Genomic DNA, 18,542 nt, shown 5'->3' with positions numbered 1-18,542 from the left:
CGCCGCCGCCCGACCCCTCCCCCCTCCGAACCCTCGTCCAGGAGTGCCCCGCATGGCGAACGACCGCCCTTCCGCTTTCCGCCGCCGACTGCTGGCCGCCGTGCCGGCGCTGCTGGCGGCGCCGGCCCTGGCGCGCGGCGCGCTGGCCCAAGGCCAGGACCAGAGCCAGGGACAGGACCGGTCCTGGCCGAACCGGCCGGTCCGCATGGTGGTGCCCTTCGCTGCGGGCGGGGCCACCGACGTCAGCGCCCGGCTGGTGGCGCAGAAGCTCTCCGAGGTGCTGGGCCAGCCCGTGGTGATCGAGAACCGCCCCGGCGCCGGCGGCACCACCGGCACCGACTTCGCCGCCAAGTCCGCGCCCGACGGCCACACCTTCGTCATGGCCTCGCTTTCCACCATGGGGCTGGCGCTCGGCCTCTACAGCAAGCTGCCCTACGACCCGCTGAAGGACCTGGTGCCCGTCGCCCCCTCCGTGCTGGCGCCGATCGGCCTCTGCGTGCGCCGGGAGCTGGGCGTTTCCACCCTTCAGGAGTTCATCCCGCTGCTGAAGGCCAATCCCGGCAAGTACAGCTATGGCAGCGCGGGCAACGGCGCCTCGGGCCACATCTCCGTGGTGGCCTTCCTGCAGAAGACCGGCACCCAGGCGGTCCATGTCCCCTATCGCGGCAGCGGCCCGGTGTTCAACGACCTGCTGGCGGGGGTGGTGGACTTCACCGCCGACGTGCCGGGGCTGATGAAGCCGCATGTGGAATCGGGCGCGCTGAAGGCGCTGGTGATGGCCACCGAGGCGCGCTCCTCCGTGCTGCCGGAGGTGCCGACCAGCGCCGAGGCGGGCCTGCCCGGCTACCGCGCCTATTCCTGGTTCGGCGTCTTCGCCCCCGCCGGCACGCCGCAGCCCATCATCGAGCGGATGGCCGCCGGCATGGAGGCCTCCCTTGCCGACCCGGCGGTGGCCCGGCGGCTGGACCAGGAGATGGGCCTGCCCCCCATGCGCGGCTACACGCCCGCGAAGTTCGCCGCCTTCCTGAGGGAGGAGATCGACTACTGGGTGCCGCTGGTGAAGGCGAGCGGCGCGCGCGCCGACTGAGCGGCGGGCCCGTCCGGGCCGGCGCAGAGCCGGGCCAGGATGGCGCGCAGCCGGTCCATCAGGGCGGAGCTGCCCAGGGCCGGGCCGTGCGCCATCACCACCGCGCGCCGCGCCTCCGGCACGAAGGGCCGGGCGACGAGGCCCGGCGGCAGGGTGCGGCAGGCGAAGCCGTCGACGATGGCGTAGCCCGCCCCTTCCCGCACCAGCGCCACGGCGCTGACCGTGGTGCCGACCTCGATGGCCAGGCGCCGCTCCACCCCCTCCTGCTCGAAGGCGAGGTCGAGGCTGTGGCCGAAATCCTGCCAGCCGGCGAAGCCCACCTCCGGCGCGCCCGCCAGCAGGGCGGGGCGCAGCACCGGCTCGGCCGCGAGCGGGTGGCCCTCGGGCAGCAGCACGACGCAGGCCACGCTGCCCAGCACCTCGCTCTCCAGCCCGGGCAGGGCGAGCGGCGTCAGCGCCAGCCCGACATCGAGGCGGCGGGCGAGCAGCGCGTCGGCCAGTTCGCGCACGGGCAGCAGGTGCAGCGTCAGCCGCGCCGCCTCGCGCTCGCGGCGCAGCGCCGCCAGCGCCGCCGGCACCAGCGAGACGGCCAGGGAGGAGCTGGCGCCGAGCCGCAGCAGCCCGCCGCGGTGGCCGCCGAGATCGCGCGCGAAGCCCTTGAAGCCCTGCAGTTCCTGGTAGAGCCGCTCCGCCTCGGGCAGCATGGCCTGCGCCTCGGCGGTGGGCACGAGGCGGCCGGCGGTGCGCTGGAAGAGCCGGAAGCCCAGCCGGTCCTCGCAATGCCGCAGCGCCTTGGAAAGGGCGGGCTGCGAGACATGCAGCATCTCGGCCGCCGCGCGCAGCGTGCGGCCCTGCATGACGGCGCGGAAGATCTCGATGTCGCGGGCGTTCATGGCGGCGAGCATAGCGCCCGCCGCCCCGTCCTCCCATCCGCCCAGGCCCCGCCCTTCCCGCGGCGGCCTGGCGGCGCCGGGCCTATTCGCCGGCCAGCGCGCGGCGGAAGGCGCGGTCCTCGCGCAGCACGGCGCCGATGACGGCGCGCGGCGCCTCGTCCGGCGCGGCGCGCACCGCGGCGAAGAGGCGCCGCTTGAGCCGCCCGCGCCAGCTCGGCGGCACCCGCGCCATCGCCTCGCCCAGCGCGGCATAGGCATCCGCGTTCCAGCGCGCCTCGTGCGCCGCGCGCTCGGCGCCGCCATCGAAGCCCGCCCGCGCCGGCATGCGGCCGCGCAGCGCCCGCGTCGCCGCCGCATCCACCGCGTCGTCGCGGATGACGACGCCATGGTCGCGCTCCGCGGCCTGCGGGGTGAGGCGGCCGGCGCGGACGTCGCGCAGCACGGCGCGCGGGTCGCGCCGCGCCGGGTCGCCCCGCCCGCCGCCGCCGGGGGAGACGATGCGCACCACGTCGCCCGGCGAAAGGTGCAGCAGGTCGGTGTTGCGCAGGTCCTGCTCCTCCGGCCGGCCGGGGTTCAGGGTGAAGGTGCTGGCCGCCCCCGGCCGCCCGCCCAGGATGCCCCACGGGCGGAAGATGGAGCGGTCCCGGTTGCGCGCCGTCACGGTGGCGTCCGGCGCGTCGGTGGTGAATTCCAGCACCGTGGCCAGCCCGCCCCGGTGCTCGCCGGCGCCGCCCGTGTCCGGCATCAGCCCGTAGCGGAGGATGCGCACCGGCGCCTCGGATTCGGTGATCTCCACGGGGCTGTTCTTGAGGTAGGCGGCATCCGCCCCAGAGCCGTCCGTGCCGTCGCGGTGCGGCATGCCGCCGCCGCCGCCGACGATGGGCGCCACGGCCGCGATGACGCGCCGCCCCGTGCGCGGGTGCTCGGCGGCGAGGTTGATGATGGAGGAGGAGCCGGCGGGCGCCGCCGGCAGCCGCTCCGGCGCGGCCTGCGCGAAGGCGCCGAACACCAGGCTGCGCAGCCGCGCGCAGGTGAGGCTGCGCATGCCCACCGCCGCCGGGTGCGCCGGGTTCACCACGCTGCCCTCGGGCAGGATGCAGGTGAAGGGCCGGGTGGTGCCGAAGTTCAGCAGGATCTTGGGGCTGAGCGCCGAGAGCACATAGTAGACGCCCACCAGGATCAGCGAATGGCGCGGATGCCCGCCCGTCGGCACGTTCATCGACGAGAGGGTCTGCGGGTCGGTGCCGGTGAAGTCCAGCTCGGCGGAATCACCCTGGATGCGCAGCGTCAGGTTGAGCCGCAGCGGGTCGCCGCCCACGCCGTCCTCGTCGCAGTAGTCGGCGAAGCGGTAGGCGCCGTCCGGCAGGCCGGAGAGCACGGCGCGGGCCTGCGCCTCGCCATAGTCGAGCAGGTCCGCCAGCCCGTCCTGCAGCCGTTGCACGCCGAAGCGGCGGGCGAGGTCGAGGATGCGCCGCTCGCCCGTGTTCACCGCCGCCACCAGCGCCTTGAGGTCGCCCCAGTTCTGCTCGGGCACGCGGACATTGGCCAGCATGGTGCGCAGCAGCGTCTCGTCCAGCACGCCCTGCCGGTAGAGCTTGCTGGGCGGCACGCGCAGCCCCTCCTGGTGCACCTCCGTCAGCGTGCGGGACAGGCTGGCCGGCACCGCGCCGCCCACATCGACATTGTGGATGTGCCCGCCCGCGAAGGCGATGATCTCGCCCTCGTGGAACACCGGCTTCCACATGTTGGTGTCCGGCGAGTGGGTGGAGAGGTAGCCGGAATAGGGGTCGCTCGTCATGGCGATGTCGCCGGGCTGGTAGCCGCCCGGCACGAGCCCGATCGCCGCCTCGTAGTCCACGCCCGGATACCAGGTGGCGCCGAGGTCGAGCGGCACGGCGCAGGTCTTGCCGCGCGCGTCCAGCAGCTGGATGGTGAAGTCCTCCGTCTCCTTGACGAAGGTGGAGTGCGCCGTGCGGTAGAGGGTGGTCGCCATGCTCTCGGCGGCGGCGCGGCAATGGTTGCGCAGCACCTGCAGGGTCACGGGGTCGGTGCGCATCAGGGCTGCTCCATCACCAGGTTGCCAAGCTCGTCGGTCGTGGCGCGCCAGGCGGGGGGCACCAGCACGGTGCAGTCCGCCTGGGTGACGACGGCGGGGCCCGTGAAGCAGGCGCCCGGCGCCAGGGCGGCGCGGCGGAACAGCCCGGCCTGGCGCCAGTGCCCGCCCAGCCGCAGCATGATCGTGGCCTCCGCCGCCGCCTCATGCGGCACGGCGGGCCGGCGCGGCACGGGCAGGGGCGGCGCCGGATGGCGCGCGGCGGCGCGCAGGCTCACCACCTCCACCGGCGCCTCCGGATCGGCATGGCCGAAGCTCTCGGCATGGGCGGCGTGGAACAGCGCCGCCATCTCCGCCGCCGAGCCCTCCTCGCGGAAGCGGGCGGGCACCGGCACGGTCAGCTCGTAGGACTGGCCCCGGTAGCGCAGGTCGGCCGCCAGCGAGATCTCCGCCTCCGCCGCGCCGCTCATCTCGCCGAGCGCCGCGCCGGCCTCGGCGGAAAGAGCGGCGAAGACGGCGGCGAGGCGGGGCCAGGCCGCCGCCTCCAGCGGCAGCAGCACGGTGCGCATGGTGTCCCGCCGCAGGTCGGCGGCCAGGGCGCCCAGCGCGCAGAGCGTGCCGGGCACGGGCGGCACCAGCACGCGGCGGAGGCCGGCGGCCTCGGCCAGCAGCGCGCCCAGCATGGGGCCGGCGCCGCCGAAGGGCATCAGGGTCAGCTCGCTCGCATGCATCCCCGCCCGCGCCAGCAGCTTGTCGATCTCGACCAGCATGCCGCTGATGGCCACCTGCAGCACGCCCTCCGCCGCCGTGGCCGCATCCGTGCCGAGGCGGGCGGCGATGGGGGCGATGGCCGCCTCCGCCAGCTCCGCCTGGGGAGCGATGGCGCCGAAGCCCAGCTCGCCCTGGCCGAGGATGCCGCAGAGCAGCGCCGCGTCCGTCACCGTGCAGCGCTCGCCGCCGCGGCCGAAGCAGGCGGGGCCGGGGGTGGAGCCGGCGCTCTCGGGCCCCACCTGCAGCACGCCCTGCGCGTCCAGCCAGGCGATGGAGCCGCCGCCCTGGCCGCTCGAGACCACCGCGACGGTGGGGATGGCGAGCGGGAACTCGCCCACCGCGTGGCCGACGCCGAAGGCGGGCAGCCCGTCATGCAGCAGCGCCACGTCGGCGCTGGTGCCGCCGACATCCAGCGTCAGCACCGATGGCAGCCCCGCCGCCCGCGCCACCACGCCGGCCCCCACCACGCCCGAGGCGGTGCCCGAGAGCAGCATGCCGACGCAGTCCCGCCGCCCGCGCCTCGCCGTCATGGTGCCGCCGGCGGAGGTGGTGAGCAGCAGCGGCGCCGCGATGGCGGCGGCGGCGAGCTGCGCCTCCACCCGCTCCAGATAGGCGTCGATGCGGGGGTGGACATAGGCGTTCAGCACCGTGGTGGTGGTGCGCTCGTATTCGCGGATGGCGGGCCAGACCTCGCTGCCGCGGAAGACGAAGAGGTCGGGCGCCATCTCGGCGGCCATCGCGGCCACCGCCTCCTCATGCGCGGCGTTGCGCCAGGCATGCAGCAGCGAGACGACGATGCCCTGGCAGCCCGCCGCCCGCGCCGCCCGCAGCGCCGCGGCCACGGAGGCGCGGGCGGGCGGGACGAGGGTGCGGCCCTCCGCATCCATCCGCTCCTCGATGGGAAAGACGTGCTCGCGCGGGACCAGCGGCTCGGGGCGCTCGCAGAACAGGCTGTAGGTGTCGGGCATGCGCAGCCGCGCCAGCTCCAGCATGTCGGTGAAGCCGGCGGTGGTGAACAGCGCCAGCCGCGCGCCGCGCCGCTGGATGATGGTGTTCACGCCCACCGTCGTGCCATGGACGAAGCGCTCCACCCGGGCGGGCTGCAGCCCGTCCTCCGCCAGGCGGCGCAGGCCCGCCGCGACATCCTGGCCCGGCTCCTGCGGCGTGGTCAGCACCTTCAGGGTGGTGAGCCGGCCGCTGTCCGTGTCCAGCGCCACGAAGTCGGCGAAGGTCCCGCCGATATCAACCCCAACGCGCCACGCCAAGTCCGCCTCCATGCCCTGCCGAGGCGCCAGCCTGCGCCGGATGGGGCGGGTCCGCCATTTCCCATTTCGGGGCGGCCGATAGCCGCAGGTTATGGGAGCCGGCCGCAGGCGCCGCCCCTGCCCCACCCCCCCGGAGCCCGCCGCGCCGCTCAGCCCTCGCCGCGCTCCTCGGTGACGCGCCGGCGGGCATGGTAGAGGTGGTGGCGCATCGCCAGGCTGGCGCCCTCGGCGTCCTGCCGGCGGATGGCGTCGGCCACCGCCTCGTGCTCCTCCATGATGCGGCGGCTCCATTCGGCCGAGCCCGCCCGCCGCATTCCGTGCGACACGTCCATCGCCCGCAGCATGGTGCCGTGCAGCATCTCCAGCATGCCCGCGAACAGCGCGTTGCCGCTGGCGCTGGCGACGGCGTGGTGGAACGCGTAGTCCGCGCGGGCGGGCGCCAGGGCGCCGGCGGCCTCGCCGAAGCTCGCGCGCAGCGCGTCGAGCGCGCGCAGCACCGCCTCCATCTGGCGCGGCGTGCGCCGCCGGGCGGCCAGCCCCGCCGCGCGGTCCTCCAGCGCCATCCGCACCTCCATGCAGCGCAGCAGCCCCGCCACGTCCGACGCCTCCGCCAGGGTGGCGAGCTGGCCAGGCGGGCGCCGCAGCACGAAGGTGCCGGAGCCCCGCCGCGTCGTCACCAGCCCGTCGGCGTGCAGCCGCGTCAGCGCCTCGCGCACGGTGGGGCGGGACACGCCGAAGGCCTGGCAGATCTGGCTTTCCGAGGGCAGCTTGTCGCCCGCCTGGAAATGGCCGGAGATGATCTGCTCCAGGATCCGCCCATAGAGCCGGTCGCCCAGCCGCGGCGCCCGCGCCGGCTCCAGCCCCGCTCCCTCGATGGTCTTGCGCATCGGCCTCCCGCGCCCCTGGCGGCCCGCGCGGCGGGCACCTTCCTGTCAGGCATATTGACAGGTTTTCGGCGAAGTTGTCAGGATCATGCGCGACACGGCCAACGCCGCCATGCCCGGCGCAGGCGGCCTGCAAGGAACCTCCCGCTCTTGCCTCGCTCGATCCGCCGGCCCGGCGCCCCAGGCCAGCCCGTCCCGCCCTTCCAGCCCTTCCAGCCACGGGGGCGGGCGCCGTGAGCCGGGACGCGGAAGGCCCGCCCACCGTCGCAGCGCCGCCGCCGCCTCGGGCGATGTACCGGGCGGTGGGGCACGGGACGCCGCGGCACCTGCGCCCGGTCCTGGCGCTCGACGACTTCGAGCCGGCCGCCCGGCGCAAGCTGCCGCGCCCGCTCTTCGGCTACATCGCCGGCGCGGCGGAAACCAACGCCGCCCTCCGCGACAACCGCGACGCCTTCGCCGAATGGGCCTTCCGCCCGCGCTACCTGATCGACGTCTCGAAGCGCAGCATCGCCACCTCGCTGTTCGGCCAGCGCCACAACGCCCCCTTCGGCATCGCGCCCATGGGCATCAGCGCCATCATGGCCTATCGCGGCGACCTGGTGCTGGCGCGCGCGGCGGCCGCGGCGGGCATCCCGATGGTGATGAGCGGCTCCTCCCTCATCCCCATGGAGGAGGTGGCGCACGCGGCGCCGGGAAGCTGGTTCCAGGCCTACCTGCCGGGGGACGAGGCGCGCATCGCCAGGCTCATCGGCCGGGTGGAGCAGGCCGGCTTCGGCACGCTGGTGCTGACGGTGGACACCACCACCATGGGCAACCGCGAGAACAACATCCGCACCGGCTTCTCCACGCCGCTGAAGCCCTCGCTGCGCCTGGCCTGGGACGGCGCGACCCGGCCGCTCTGGCTGTGGGACACGCTGTGGCGGACCCTGCGCCGCCACGGCATGCCGCATTTCGAGAACAACTACGCCGAGCGCGGCGCGCCCATCATCGCCCGCAACGTGGAGCGCGACTTCGGCGCGCGCGACCACCTGAGCTGGGCGCATGTGGCCAGGATCCGGCGGCAGTGGCGGGGACGGCTGGTGGTCAAGGGCATCCTGCGCGCCGAGGATGCGCGCCGCGCGGCCGAGGAGGGCATCGACGGCGTCATCGTCTCCAACCATGGCGGGCGGCAGCTCGACGGCGCCATCTCCGCGCTGCGCGCCCTGCCCGCGATCCGCGTCGCCGCCGGCGGCATGGCGGTGATGATGGATGGCGGCGTCCGCCGCGGCTCGGACGTGCTGAAGGCGCTCGCGCTCGGGGCGGACTTCGTGTTTGTCGGCCGCCCCTTCCTCTACGCCGCCGCGGTGGGCGGCGAGGCGGGCGTGCGGCACGGCATCGAGATCCTGGGCCAGGAGGTGGACCGCAACCTGGCGCTGCTCGGCTGCCTCTCGGTGGGCGAGGTGGGCATGCAGCACCTCCAGCGCATCCGTGGCGTGCCGGCGCCGGAGGAAGGCGCCGGCGGAACGGGCGCGGCCTGAGGGCGGCGCCGGTTTGCGGGAGCGGCTTGCGGGGGCGGCTTGCGGGCGGGCCGGTTTCTGCACAGGCTGCGCCGGGCGCGGCACCCCGCCGGCCGACACCGCGTATGGATTTCCCCCCGATGCCCTGCAAGATCGTCGTGCTCGACCCGATCACCGCCGAGACCGCCGCCCGCATGCGCGGCCTGCTGCCGGAAGGCATGGAGCTCGCCCATGCCACAAGCCGCGACCCCGCGCATCTGCGCGCGCTGGCGGCGGATGCGGATGTGCTGGTGTCCGGGCAGGTGGCGGTGGACGCGGCGCTGCTGGAGGCCGCCGGAAAGGCGCGGCTGCTGCACAAATGGGGCGTGGGCGTCGACAATTTCGACCTGGAGGCGGCACGGGCGCGGGGCGTCACGGTGGCGCGCACCACGGGCAGCAACGCGGTCCCCGTCGCCGAGTTCACGCTCGGCCTGATGCTGGCCCTGCTGCGCAACCTCGCCTTCGGCCACAGCTCGCTGCGCGCCGGCGAGTGGCGCACCACCACCCTGCCCAAGCCGAGCCTGATGCTGTCCGGCAGGACGGTGGGCATCATCGGCTATGGCGCGATCGGGCAGAACGTCGCGCGGCTGCTGCGGCCCTTCAACGGCCGCATCCTCTACAACAAGACCACCCGCCTGCCGGCGGCGGAGGAGGCCGCGCAGGGCGTCAGCTTCGCGACCGTGCCGGAGATCCTGGCCGAAAGCGACGTCGTCTCGCTGCACTGCCCGCTGACGCCGCAGACCGCCGGGCTGATCGACCGCGCGGCGCTGCGCAGGATGCGGCGCCACGCCGTGCTCATCAACGTGGCGCGCGGCGGCGTGGTGGTCGAGGCCGACCTCGTCGCGGCGCTGGAGGCGGGCGAGATCCGGGGCGCGGCCACCGATGTCTACGAGGTCGAGCCCACCCCCGCCGGCAACCCGCTGCTGCGGTTCGACAACGTCGTGGCCACGCCGCACATCGCCGCCATGGCGGCCGACAACTTCGACAGGGCCATCCTCCAGATCATCGGCAACATCGAGCGCGTCCTGCGCGGCGAGCCCGTGGCGGCGGCCGACCTCGTCCGCTGAGGCCCGGCGCGGCCCTCAGCCCGGCAGCGCCCGCACATGCAGCGCGCCGGCCGGCAGGGCCTGCCCGGCCAGCACGGCCAGGTGGCGGTGGTGGGTCAGCAGGATCACCTGGGTGGTGCGGCTGAACGCCCGCAGGGCCCGGAGGGCGGCGGCGGCGCGCCCGTCGTCGAAGCTCTGCAGGATGTCGTCTCCCAGGAAGGGCAGCGGCGTGGCGGCCGCCACATGGTCCTCGATCGCCACCAGCCGCAGCGCCAGGAAGAGCTGGTCCCGCGTGCCCTCGGACAGCGCCTCCACCCCCGTCTCCTCGCCCTCCGGCGCGGCGCGGCGCGCCAGCAGGTGGGCCACGCCCTTCTCGTCCTCCCGCGCGGCGAGGGCCGGATAGGCGCCCTCGGTCAGCGCGGCGAAGACGGCGCCGATGCGGCGCAGCCGCGCATCGTCCCCCGCCTCCTGCACGCCCTCCATCGCAGCGCCCAGCAGGGAGCGCGCGGCCTGGAGCAGCACCGCCTCCTCCAGCACCTGGCCGATCCGGGCCAGCGCCGCCTGCTCCTCCGCCGCCGCGGCCTGCGCCGCGCCATCGGCGCCGAGGCGCTGCAACTCGGCCTCGGCGCGGGCGCGGTCCTCGGCCGCGCCCTCGGCCGCGCGCTGGGCGGCGGCGCCGGCCTCGCGCGCCGCCTCCAGCGCCGCTTCCAGCGCCTCGGGCGGATGCGCCGCCTGCTCGGCGCGCAGGGCCGCGAGGTCCAGGCCGTTCTGGCCGGTCCAATCCTGCCCCGTTCCGTCCTGGCCCTCCAGGATCTCCGCCAGCGCCGCCTCGCGCGCCGCTTCCCGCCGCTCCCGCTCGGCGGCGAGGGCGAGGCGGCGCACGGCCTCCTCCAGCATACCGGCCCCGGCCGCGGCGATGGCGGCGCCCAGTTCCTCCCGGCGCGCCGCCGCCTCGCGCTCCTGCGCGGCGGCGGCGCGGGCGGCGGCTTCCGCCTGCTGCCGCAGCGCGTCGCGCCGGGCGAGGCAGGATTGCTCCTCCTCCAGCCGCGTGGCCAGGTGGCGGGAGGCCAGCACCGGATCGGCGGGCGCGGCCTCGCCCAGCTCGGCGCAAAGGCCGGCCGCCTCGGCGGTGAAGGCGGCCAGCTCGGCCGTCGCGGCGCCGTGGCGCTCGGCCAGGGCCTCGGCCTGCCGCAGCAGGGGCCCGAGCTGGCCGAGCAGCTCCAGCGCCGCCGCGCCCTCCGCCGGGCCTTCCTCCGCCGGGCGGCGCAGCGCCGCCAGCACCGCCCCCCATTCGGCCCGCCAGCCTTCCAGCCGCCGGGTCCGCTCCAGCGCGTCGCGTTCCGCCTCGGCCAGTTCCTCGCGGCGGTCCAGCGCGGCCTGCCGGCGCAGGGCGCGCTCCGTGGCCGAGGCGCGGGCCTCGCGCAGCACGGCCCCGGCGCGGTCCAGCAGCACCGGCAGGGCCGTGCCGTCCGGTGCGCCCGCCGCCGCCGGATCGCCCAGCAGGGCGGCCAGGCGCCGCGCATCGGCCGCCTGTCGCTCGGCCCGCTCGGCCAGCGCGGCCCGCGCGCGCTCGCAGGCGGCGGCGGCGTCGAGCGCCTCCTCCCGGGCGGCGAACAGCGCGGGCAGCTCCTCCGGCGCGGTGCCGGCATCCAGGCCAAGCGGGGCGAGAAGGGCGGCCCAGCCCTGGCGCGCGGCCTCCAGCGCGCCCCGGGCGGCGGAGGCGGCGCGCCGCGCCTCGTCCCAGGCCGCCTGCTGCCGCGCCACGGTCTCGGCCAGCATGTCCGCCTCGCGCAGCCGGCCCGCCCCGGCGAAGCGCAGATCGGCGACATGGTCGGCCTCCGCCACCAGCAGGCGGTAGGCCTCGGCCTCCGCCGCCTTCCAGCCCTGCTCGCGCAGCCGGTGCCAGGCCGCGTCGCGCCGCCCGCGCGCCTCGGCCAGGGCGGCGGCACCGGGCAGGCAGCCGCCCTGTTCCAGCGCGGCCAGCCGCTCCCGGCTGCCGGCCAGGGCGGCCCCGGCGCGCGCCTCCTCCGCGCCGGCATCGCGCAGCGCCATCTCGGCCGCGCGCAGGGCAGCGGCCCGCCGCTCCAGCAGGGCGGCGCCCGGCGGCGCCAGGGCACGCAGCGCCCCGGCCGCGCGCCAGGCGGCGGGAAGGCGGGCGGCGCGGCCGGCCCAGGCGCTTTCCGCCTCCGCCACGGCGCGCCGTGCCTCGGCCAGCCGCGCCGCCGGCTCGCCTCCCGCGCGGCTCGCCGCCAGCAAGGCCTCCAGCGCCTCCAGCGCCGCGGCATCGCGCGCGGGCGGCAGCGCGGCGAGCGCCGCCTCCGCCTCCCGGCAGGCGGCGCGGAGCCGTTCCAGGCGGCGGGGCGCTTCCCGCTCCGCCTCGGCCAGCGGCGCGTGCTCGCCGGTCAGGCGGCGCGCCTTCTCCAGCAGGCCGGGTGGCGGCACCAGCGCGGCCGCGCCCGCCACGCCCCCGCCCGCTTCCCCGGCGAAGCCCAGCCCGTGCAGCCGGTCCTCGACCAGCCGCTCCGTGTCGCGCAGCTCCCGCGCCAGGGCGGGAAGCGCCTCGCGCGCCCGGGCCGCGGCGCCGGCGGCCTCGCGCAGCGCGGCGATGCGGCCGGCGCGCTCCAGCCAGGGCGCGGAAGGCGCCAGCGCGGCGGCGTCGGCGGCCAGGGCCTGGTGCTGGCGGGCCGCCTCCCCGGCGCCGCTCGCGGCCCGCGCGGCCTGCTCGCTCGCCGCCTGGATGCGGCCGGCGAGGTCGGCCGGCAGAAGCGGCGCGTGGGCGTTCTCCGCCAGCCAGGCCGCGGCGGCATCGTGCCGGCGCAGGGCGGGGGCCAGGCGGCGCACCCGCTCCAGCCGGCGCAGCGTGGCGGCGGCCCGGGCGGCCCCGGCGCGGGCCTCTTCCAGCCGCCGCGCGGCCTCCTCCAGCGCGCGCTCGCGCTCGCGCCATTGCGCGGGGCGCAGCAGGTTGCCGCGCAGCGCGTCCCGGGCGGATTTCAGCCGGTCGAGCGCCTCGTAGAAGGGGCGCTGGGCGGATTTGCGCGGGGGCGCCAGGCGGTCGCGCGCCGCCAGCAGCTCCTGCCCCAGGCGCTGCGCCGGGCGCAGCCCGCCCGCCGCCTGCAGCAGCGCCTCCGCCAGCGCGCCGCCCGAGGCCAGCAGCCCCGCCCCGCCCGCGCGCAGCAGCGCCGTGTCCAGCGCGAAGAGGCGCTCCAGCAGGGGGCGGTCGGCGCCGCCCAGGAGGCCGGGCAGCAGGCCGGGGTCGAGCGGCGCCCCGTCCGGCCCCAGCAGCGGGCCGGCGCCCTTGCCCTTGCGGCGGGTGAAGGCGAAGCGGCGGCCATCCGGCGCCACCCCCTCGGCGGAAACCTGCATGCCGCCATAGCCGTGGCGGAAGCCCATCGGCGTCTGCATGCCGATGCCGAAGAGCAGGTCGCCGAAGGCGGCGCGCAGCACCGACTTGCCGGCGCCGTTCGGCGCCACCACCAGGTTGACGCAGCCCGGCTCGGCGCTGAGGTCGAGCGCGGCCTCGGCGAAGGGGCCGTAATGGCGCAGCGCGAGGCGGGTCAGGCGCATCCCGGCTCCCGCGCCGCTCAGTCGTCGGACAGGCGGGCGAGCAGCATGCCGCGCGCCCGGTCCAGCCATTCGGCGCCGATCCGCCCCTCGGCCGCCTGCACCGCCGGATGGTCGGGGCCCAGCGCGTCCCGCAGGCCGGGCGCGCGCTCCAGGAGCTGCCCGGCGTATTCGGCGAGGTCGGCGGGCAGCGCGCCGGGCGGCAGGGTGGCGATGCCGCCGAGCAGCTGCCCCACCGCATCCGTCCTCGGCGCGGGCGGCACGGCGGGCCGGGTGCCGAGCCGCACCGCCTCGATCCAGAACGCCTCCTCCGGCGCCGCCTCCAGCGCCGCGGCGCGCAAGCGGCCCAGCGTCGCGGCCTGGTCGCGCGCCAGGCCAGCATGGGCGGCGGTCGGGCCGGAAAGCTCCAGCCGCAGCGCCAGCAGGCGCCCGTCGGCGGCGTCCACCGCCTCGCCCACGGCGCGCACCACGCGGTTCAGCACGGCGTCGTCATCCGCCGCGCCGGCGCAGTCCACCGCCACGCGCTGCCAGCGCACCACGTCCAGCGCCCGGTGCTCCACGGCGGCGACGCGGCCTTCCCGCACGGTGACGATGCTGGCGCCCTTGCCGCCCGCCTCGTTGATGTGGCGGCCCTGGAGGTTGCCGGGAAAGACGATCCAGGGGTCGCGCAGCACCACCTCGCGCGTGTGGATGTGGCCGAGCGCCCAGTAGTCATGGCCGTGCCGGGCGAGCTGCTCGACCGTGCAGGGCGCGTAGGAGGCGTGGCCCGGGCGGCCCGTCGCCGCCGTGTGCAGCAGGGCGAGGTTGAACATCCCCGGGCGCGGCGGCGGGTAGCCGAGGGCGAGGTTCTCCGTCACGTCGCGGCTGGCGAAGCTCTGGCCGTGCAGCACCACGCCGTGCTCCGCCAGCACCACGCTCTCGGGGCGGCGGGTGGAGAGCAGCGTGGCGCCTTCCGGCAGGCGCAGCTCGCGGGTGATCTGGCTCTCGGCGTCATGGTTGCCGCGGATGGCGACGACGCGGATGCCGGCGCGGGTGAGCCGCGCCAGGGCGGCGACCAGCACCTGGCCGGTGCGGAAATCCGACCAGTCGCCGTCATAAAGGTCGCCGGCGATGACGACGAAGTCCACCGCCTCGGCGATGGCCAGCTCCACCAGGGCGGAGAGCGCCTCGCGGCTGGCGCCGCGGATGCGCGCGGCGGGGGCGGATCGGTCGGCGTCGAGGCCGCGCAGCGGGCTGTCCAGGTGCAGGTCGGCGGCGTGCAGGAAGCGGAAGCTGGTCAAGGGCGCGGCGACATCGTCATCGCCGCCCAGGCTAGCACGCGCGGGCCCGCGTGCAAGCGAGGGGCGGGGCGCAGGCGAGAGGGGGCGGGGTCCAGGAGGGGCGCCTCAGGGCAGGCCCCGGCCGTCCGGCACCTCGCCCGCGCGGGCGATGCGGCGGGCGGCCTCCATCACGGCCTCGCCGAGCGCCGCCTCGCGCGCCGCCATGGCGGCCTGCGGGCCGGTGCATTGCAGCACCATGCCCGCCTCGCCCGCCGCGCCGGGCAGGGCCGTGGCGATGCTCATGATGCCCTCCAGATACTCCATGCGGCCGATGGCGTAGCCCAGCCGCCGCGCCTCCTCCACCTCCCGCAGGATGGCCGCCCTGTCCGTCACGGTGGCCGGGGTGAAGGCGCGGATCTCCATGGCCTCCAGCAGGGCCGTGGCACGCGCCGCCGGCAGCGCGGCCAGCCGCGCCCGCATCTGCGCCGGCGCATCGGGCGGGTAGCGGTGGCCGAGCGGCACGTTGATGACGAGGCCGGCGCCGGCGCTGCCGCCCTGGACGCGGTCCACGCAGGTGAAGCTGCCATCGCGGTTCACCCGGCACAGCAGGCAGGGCAGGCCGGTGCCCTCCGCCAGCCGCGCCAGCACGTCGTGCACCAGCGCCGCGCGGTCGTGCCGGCGGATGGTGGCGGCCAGGTCCAGCAGCAGCGCGGGCGCGAGCGCGTAGCGCTGGCGCTCGGCATCGTGGCGCACCCAGCCTTCGGCGGCCAGGGTGCGCAGGATCATCAGGCAGTGGCTCTTGGTGAGGCCGAGCCGGCCGGCGATGGCAGCGAGGCCCAGGCCCGGCGCCGGCTCGGCATCGAGCAGCCGGATGATGGACAGGCACTTGCCGACGGCCGGAACGGCGCCGCCCCCCTCACCCGCTGCCATGCGCATGCTCCGCGACAAAGCGCGCCGCGCCGGTTGACAAGCCCGGAACAGCGGCGGCACCATCCTTTTAGAAGAACGTTGTTCTCTATAGAGAACGCGTGCCCGTTTTGCAAGGCCGGGGAGCAGGGCGATGCGGACGCTGATCAGGGGCGGTCTCGTGCTGTCGATGGACGAGCGCATCGGCCGCCTGCCGCAGGGCGACGTGCTGGTGGAGGATGACCGCATCCTGGCCGTGGCCCCTGCCCTGGAGGCACCGCCGGGCGCGGCGGTGATCGAGGCGGGGGGCTGCCTCGTGCTGCCCGGACTGGTGAACGCGCACCTGCACAGCTGGCAGACCGCGCTGCGCGCCATCGGCGGCGACTGGACCAGCGCCGACTACTTCCGGATCATGCATGGCGTGCTCGGGCCGCGCTACCGGCCCGAGGACATGCGCGTGGCGACCCTGATGGGCGCGCTGGCGCAGCTCGATGCCGGCACCACCACGCTGTTCGACTGGTGCCACGGCAACGCCACGCCCGAGCACACCGACGCCGCGCTGGACGGGCTGCTGGCCAGCGGCATCCGCGCCGTGTTCGGCCATGGCACCGTCAAGCCGGAGCCAAGGCCGGGCGAGCCGCATTTCTCCGAGGTGCCGCACCCCGCCGCCGAGATCCACCGGCTGCGCACCACCCGGCTGGCCAGCGACACGGCGCGGGTGACGCTGGCCGCCTGCATCCTGGGGCCGGACTATTCCACGCTGGAGGTGTGCCGCGCCGATCTCGCGCTGGCGCGGGAACACGGCCTGCTTTCCTCCGCGCATGTGTGGGGCAACACCAACCGGCTGGTGCCGGACGGCTATCGCCGCCTGGCCGCGGAAGGGCTGCTCGGCCCGGACCACAACCTGGTCCACGGCACCTATCTCGGCGAGGAGGAGCTGCGCGTCATCGTGGAGAGCGGCGTCTCCGTCACCTCCACCGCGGCGGCCGAGGTGAAGGGCAATGCGCGGGAGCCGCTGAGCTGCCGCGTGGCGGCGCTCGGCGGCGCGCCCTCCATCGCGCCGGACACCGAGCTGCTGAACGGCGGCGGCATGCTGGACTGCATGCGCGCCGCGCTGCAGATCCACCGCCTGTTCAACAACCAGAACATGGTGGCCCGCCAGCAGGCGGCGCCCGCCGCCGCGCCGGCCGGCGCGATCGCCACCAGCGGCTCGCCCATCACCACCGTCTCGCTGACGCATGAGGCGGTGCTGCGCTGGGCCACCATCAACAACGCCCGCGCGCTGCGCCTCGACCACCGCATCGGCTCGCTGACGCCGGGCAAGCAGGCGGACCTCATCGTCGTCCGGCGCGACGGGCTGGGTATGATCGGCGCGCGGGAGCCGGTGCAGGCGCTGATCCACTTCGCGCAGGCGGCCGATATCCGCACCGTGATGGTGGGCGGCCGGCTGCTGAAGCAGGATGGCCGCCTGCTCCATCCCGGGCTGGCGGCGGAAAAGGCGAGGCTGCTCGCCTCGGGCGACCGGCTGCTCGCGGGCACCGGCCTCGCGGGCATGGAACCGCTGGGCGCCGCGCCCCGCGGCTGAGCGGCGGCGGAACAATGAACCCCGGCCAGGAAATGGAAACGGGGAAGAGGCTTTCACACGGCACGGCTTGACGAGGAAAGGAGACTCTCAATGCAACGGCGTACACTGCTTCAGGGCCTCGGGGCCGGCGCCACGGCGCTGGCCCTGCCCGCGAGGCTGCGGGCGGCCACCGCCACCACGCTGCGCTTCACGCCGCAGCAGGACCTGGTGACGCTCGATCCGATCCTGACCACCGGCTACATCACGCGCAACTACGCCTACATGGTGTACGACACGCTCTACGGCATGGACGGCAACTTCCGCGCCACGCCGCAGATGGTGGCCGGCCACCGCGTCGAGGATAACGGGCTGCGCTGGGACCTGACGCTGCGCGACGGCCTGCTGTGGCACGATGGCGAGCGCGTGCTGGCGCGGGACTGCGTGGCCAGCCTGAAGCGCTGGGGCCAGCGCGACGTGTTCGGCATCTCGCTGATGGCCGCGACGGAGGAGATCTCGGCCCCCGACGACAGGACCATCCGCTTCCGCCTCAAGCGGCCCTTCCCGCTGCTGCCCATCGCCCTCGGCAAGGCCTCCGTGCCGGTCTGCGCGATGATGCCCGAGCGGCTGGCGATGACGGACCCGTTCAAGCCGGTGCCCGAGATCGTCGGCAGCGGCCCGTTCCGCTTCAAGGCGGATGAGCGCGTGGCCGGCGCGATGAACGTGTTCACCAGGTTCGAGCGCTACGTGCCGCGCCCGGACGGCACGCTGTCCTGGACCTCCGGCCCGAAGGTCGTGCATTACGACCGCGTCGAGTGGGTCTCCATCCCCGACAGCGGCACGGCCACCGCGGCGCTCATCTCGGGCGAGCAGGACTGGCAGGAATACGCCTATCACGACCAGCTTCCGCTGCTGAAGCGGGCCCGCAACGTGACGACGCGCGTGCTGGACCCGACCGGCTTCGTCACCATGCTGCGGCTGAACCACCTGCACCCGCCCTTCGACAACCCGGCCATCCGCCGCGCGCTGTGGGGCGCGGTCAGCCAGTCGGACTGCATGCAGGCCATTGTCGGCGTGGACGATCCGGCGCTGTTCCATGTGCCGCTCGGCTTCTTCTGCCCCAACACGCCGATGGGCTCCGATGCGGGGCTGGAGCCGCTGATCGGCCCGCGCAACCTGGACAAGGCGCGCGAGGAGATCCGCGCCGCCGGCTACAAGGGCGAGAAGGTGGTGATCATGGCGGGCAACAACACCGCCGCCGGCATGGCGCTCGGCTCCGTCACCGCCGACCTGCTCAAGCGCCTCGGCATGGACGTCGAGATCTACGCCGTCGAGTTCAACGCCATGCTGCAGCGGCGCAACCGCAAGGGCCCGGTCTCCGAGGGCGGCTGGAGCGGCTTCGTCACCACCTGGTCCGGCACGGACTGGCTGAACCCGGCGGTCCACATGGCGCTGCGCGCGGATGGCAGCTATGCCGGGTGGTCGGAGGATGCGCGCATCAACGCGCTGCGCGACGCCTGGTTCGAGGCGCCGGACGAGGCGGCGCAGGCCGCGATCTGCCGCGACATCCAGCGTCAGGCGATGCAGAGCGTGCCCTACCTGCCGCTCGGCCAGTACATGCAGCCCACCGCCCACCGCAACAGCATCACCGGCGTGCTGGACGGCTTCCCCACCTTCTGGAACGTCCGTCCGGCCTGAGGGCCGCCCACGAACACAGCAGC

Annotated in this window: 12 protein-coding genes; 5 read left to right on the top strand and 7 right to left on the bottom strand. The window is 75.9% G+C overall.

Features of this window, described 5'->3' with window-relative positions; all coding sequences use genetic code 11:
* Positions 1–52 precede the first annotated feature (52 nt).
* Positions 53–1,087, top strand: a complete 1,035-nt coding sequence (locus CR162_RS07905) for a Bug family tripartite tricarboxylate transporter substrate binding protein (protein ID WP_099095003.1) — start codon at positions 53–55, stop codon at positions 1,085–1,087.
* On the opposite strand, the gene CR162_RS07900 is transcribed toward CR162_RS07905, so the two are convergent.
* The 4 genes from CR162_RS07900 to CR162_RS07885 form a co-directional block, all read right to left on the bottom strand.
* The gene (locus CR162_RS07900) at positions 1,042–1,980 is read right to left on the bottom strand and encodes a LysR family transcriptional regulator (RefSeq protein WP_176559763.1); all 939 of its coding nucleotides are present in this window, start codon (positions 1,978–1,980) and stop codon (positions 1,042–1,044) included. The genes CR162_RS07905 and CR162_RS07900 overlap by 46 nt on opposite strands.
* Before the next feature lie 82 nt (positions 1,981–2,062).
* On the bottom strand, positions 2,063–4,036 hold the full coding sequence (locus CR162_RS07895; RefSeq protein WP_099095001.1) for a hydantoinase B/oxoprolinase family protein: 1,974 nt from the start codon (positions 4,034–4,036) through the stop codon (positions 2,063–2,065).
* The gene (locus tag CR162_RS07890) at positions 4,036–6,069 is read right to left on the bottom strand and encodes a hydantoinase/oxoprolinase family protein (protein ID WP_218014850.1); all 2,034 of its coding nucleotides are present in this window, start codon (positions 6,067–6,069) and stop codon (positions 4,036–4,038) included. Before CR162_RS07890 ends, CR162_RS07895 begins: the two co-directional genes overlap by 1 nt.
* A 149-nt stretch (positions 6,070–6,218) precedes the next feature.
* On the bottom strand, positions 6,219–6,956 hold the full coding sequence (locus CR162_RS07885) for a FadR/GntR family transcriptional regulator (RefSeq protein ID WP_099094999.1): 738 nt from the start codon (positions 6,954–6,956) through the stop codon (positions 6,219–6,221).
* Positions 6,957–7,186: 230 nt separating this feature from the next.
* Between CR162_RS07885 and CR162_RS07880 the strand changes: the two genes are divergently transcribed.
* Together CR162_RS07880 and CR162_RS07875 are read left to right on the top strand one after the other, a co-directional pair.
* Entirely contained in the window at positions 7,187–8,470 is a 1,284-nt protein-coding gene (locus CR162_RS07880) for an alpha-hydroxy acid oxidase (protein ID WP_245870198.1), read from the top strand.
* Between the two features lie 119 nt (positions 8,471–8,589).
* On the top strand, positions 8,590–9,555 hold the full coding sequence (locus CR162_RS07875; protein WP_099094997.1) for a 2-hydroxyacid dehydrogenase: 966 nt from the start codon (positions 8,590–8,592) through the stop codon (positions 9,553–9,555).
* Between the two features lie 15 nt (positions 9,556–9,570).
* On the opposite strand, the gene CR162_RS07870 is transcribed toward CR162_RS07875, so the two are convergent.
* The 3 genes from CR162_RS07870 to CR162_RS07860 all read right to left on the bottom strand — a co-directional run bounded on the left by CR162_RS07870 (position 9,571) and on the right by CR162_RS07860 (position 15,284).
* Positions 9,571–13,098, bottom strand: coding sequence for an AAA family ATPase (locus tag CR162_RS07870; protein ID WP_176559762.1), 3,528 nt, complete (start codon positions 13,096–13,098; stop codon positions 9,571–9,573).
* A gap of 17 nt (positions 13,099–13,115) precedes the next feature.
* Positions 13,116–14,375 (bottom strand): metallophosphoesterase family protein, encoded by a 1,260-nt coding sequence (locus tag CR162_RS07865; RefSeq protein WP_099094995.1) that lies wholly within the window; start codon positions 14,373–14,375, stop codon positions 13,116–13,118.
* A gap of 105 nt (positions 14,376–14,480) precedes the next feature.
* On the bottom strand, positions 14,481–15,284 hold the full coding sequence (locus CR162_RS07860) for an IclR family transcriptional regulator (protein WP_176559761.1): 804 nt from the start codon (positions 15,282–15,284) through the stop codon (positions 14,481–14,483).
* A gap of 130 nt (positions 15,285–15,414) precedes the next feature.
* On the opposite strand from CR162_RS07860, the gene CR162_RS07855 reads away from it, so the two are divergent.
* The gene (locus CR162_RS07855) at positions 15,415–16,845 is read left to right on the top strand and encodes an amidohydrolase family protein (protein WP_099094993.1); all 1,431 of its coding nucleotides are present in this window, start codon (positions 15,415–15,417) and stop codon (positions 16,843–16,845) included.
* 90 nt (positions 16,846–16,935) lie between these two features.
* Positions 16,936–18,519 carry an ABC transporter substrate-binding protein gene (locus tag CR162_RS07850; RefSeq protein WP_099094992.1) on the top strand — a complete coding sequence of 528 codons (1,584 nt, stop codon included), beginning with the start codon at positions 16,936–16,938 and terminating at the stop codon, positions 18,517–18,519.
* Positions 18,520–18,542: the final 23 nt, after the last annotated feature.

It is taken from the genome of Teichococcus rhizosphaerae, assembly GCF_002631185.1.
Taxonomy (GTDB): Bacteria; Pseudomonadota; Alphaproteobacteria; order Acetobacterales; family Acetobacteraceae; genus Pseudoroseomonas; species Pseudoroseomonas rhizosphaerae.
The sequence above is the reverse complement of the archived record's forward strand: the minus strand, read 5'-3'. Positions and strand labels throughout refer to the sequence as shown.

Coding starts and splice junctions, on each gene's coding strand:
- CR162_RS07905 (WP_099095003.1), top strand. CDS start 53: ATGGCGAACGACCGCCCTTCCGCTTTCCGCCGCCGACTGCTGGCCGCC.
- CR162_RS07900 (WP_176559763.1), bottom strand. CDS start 1,980: ATGAACGCCCGCGACATCGAGATCTTCCGCGCCGTCATGCAGGGCCGC.
- CR162_RS07895 (WP_099095001.1), bottom strand. CDS start 4,036: ATGCGCACCGACCCCGTGACCCTGCAGGTGCTGCGCAACCATTGCCGC.
- CR162_RS07885 (WP_099094999.1), bottom strand. CDS start 6,956: ATGCGCAAGACCATCGAGGGAGCGGGGCTGGAGCCGGCGCGGGCGCCG.
- CR162_RS07875 (WP_099094997.1), top strand. CDS start 8,590: ATGCCCTGCAAGATCGTCGTGCTCGACCCGATCACCGCCGAGACCGCC.
- CR162_RS07870 (WP_176559762.1), bottom strand. CDS start 13,098: ATGCGCCTGACCCGCCTCGCGCTGCGCCATTACGGCCCCTTCGCCGAG.
- CR162_RS07860 (WP_176559761.1), bottom strand. CDS start 15,284: ATGGCAGCGGGTGAGGGGGGCGGCGCCGTTCCGGCCGTCGGCAAGTGC.
- CR162_RS07855 (WP_099094993.1), top strand. CDS start 15,415: ATGCGGACGCTGATCAGGGGCGGTCTCGTGCTGTCGATGGACGAGCGC.
- CR162_RS07850 (WP_099094992.1), top strand. CDS start 16,936: ATGCAACGGCGTACACTGCTTCAGGGCCTCGGGGCCGGCGCCACGGCG.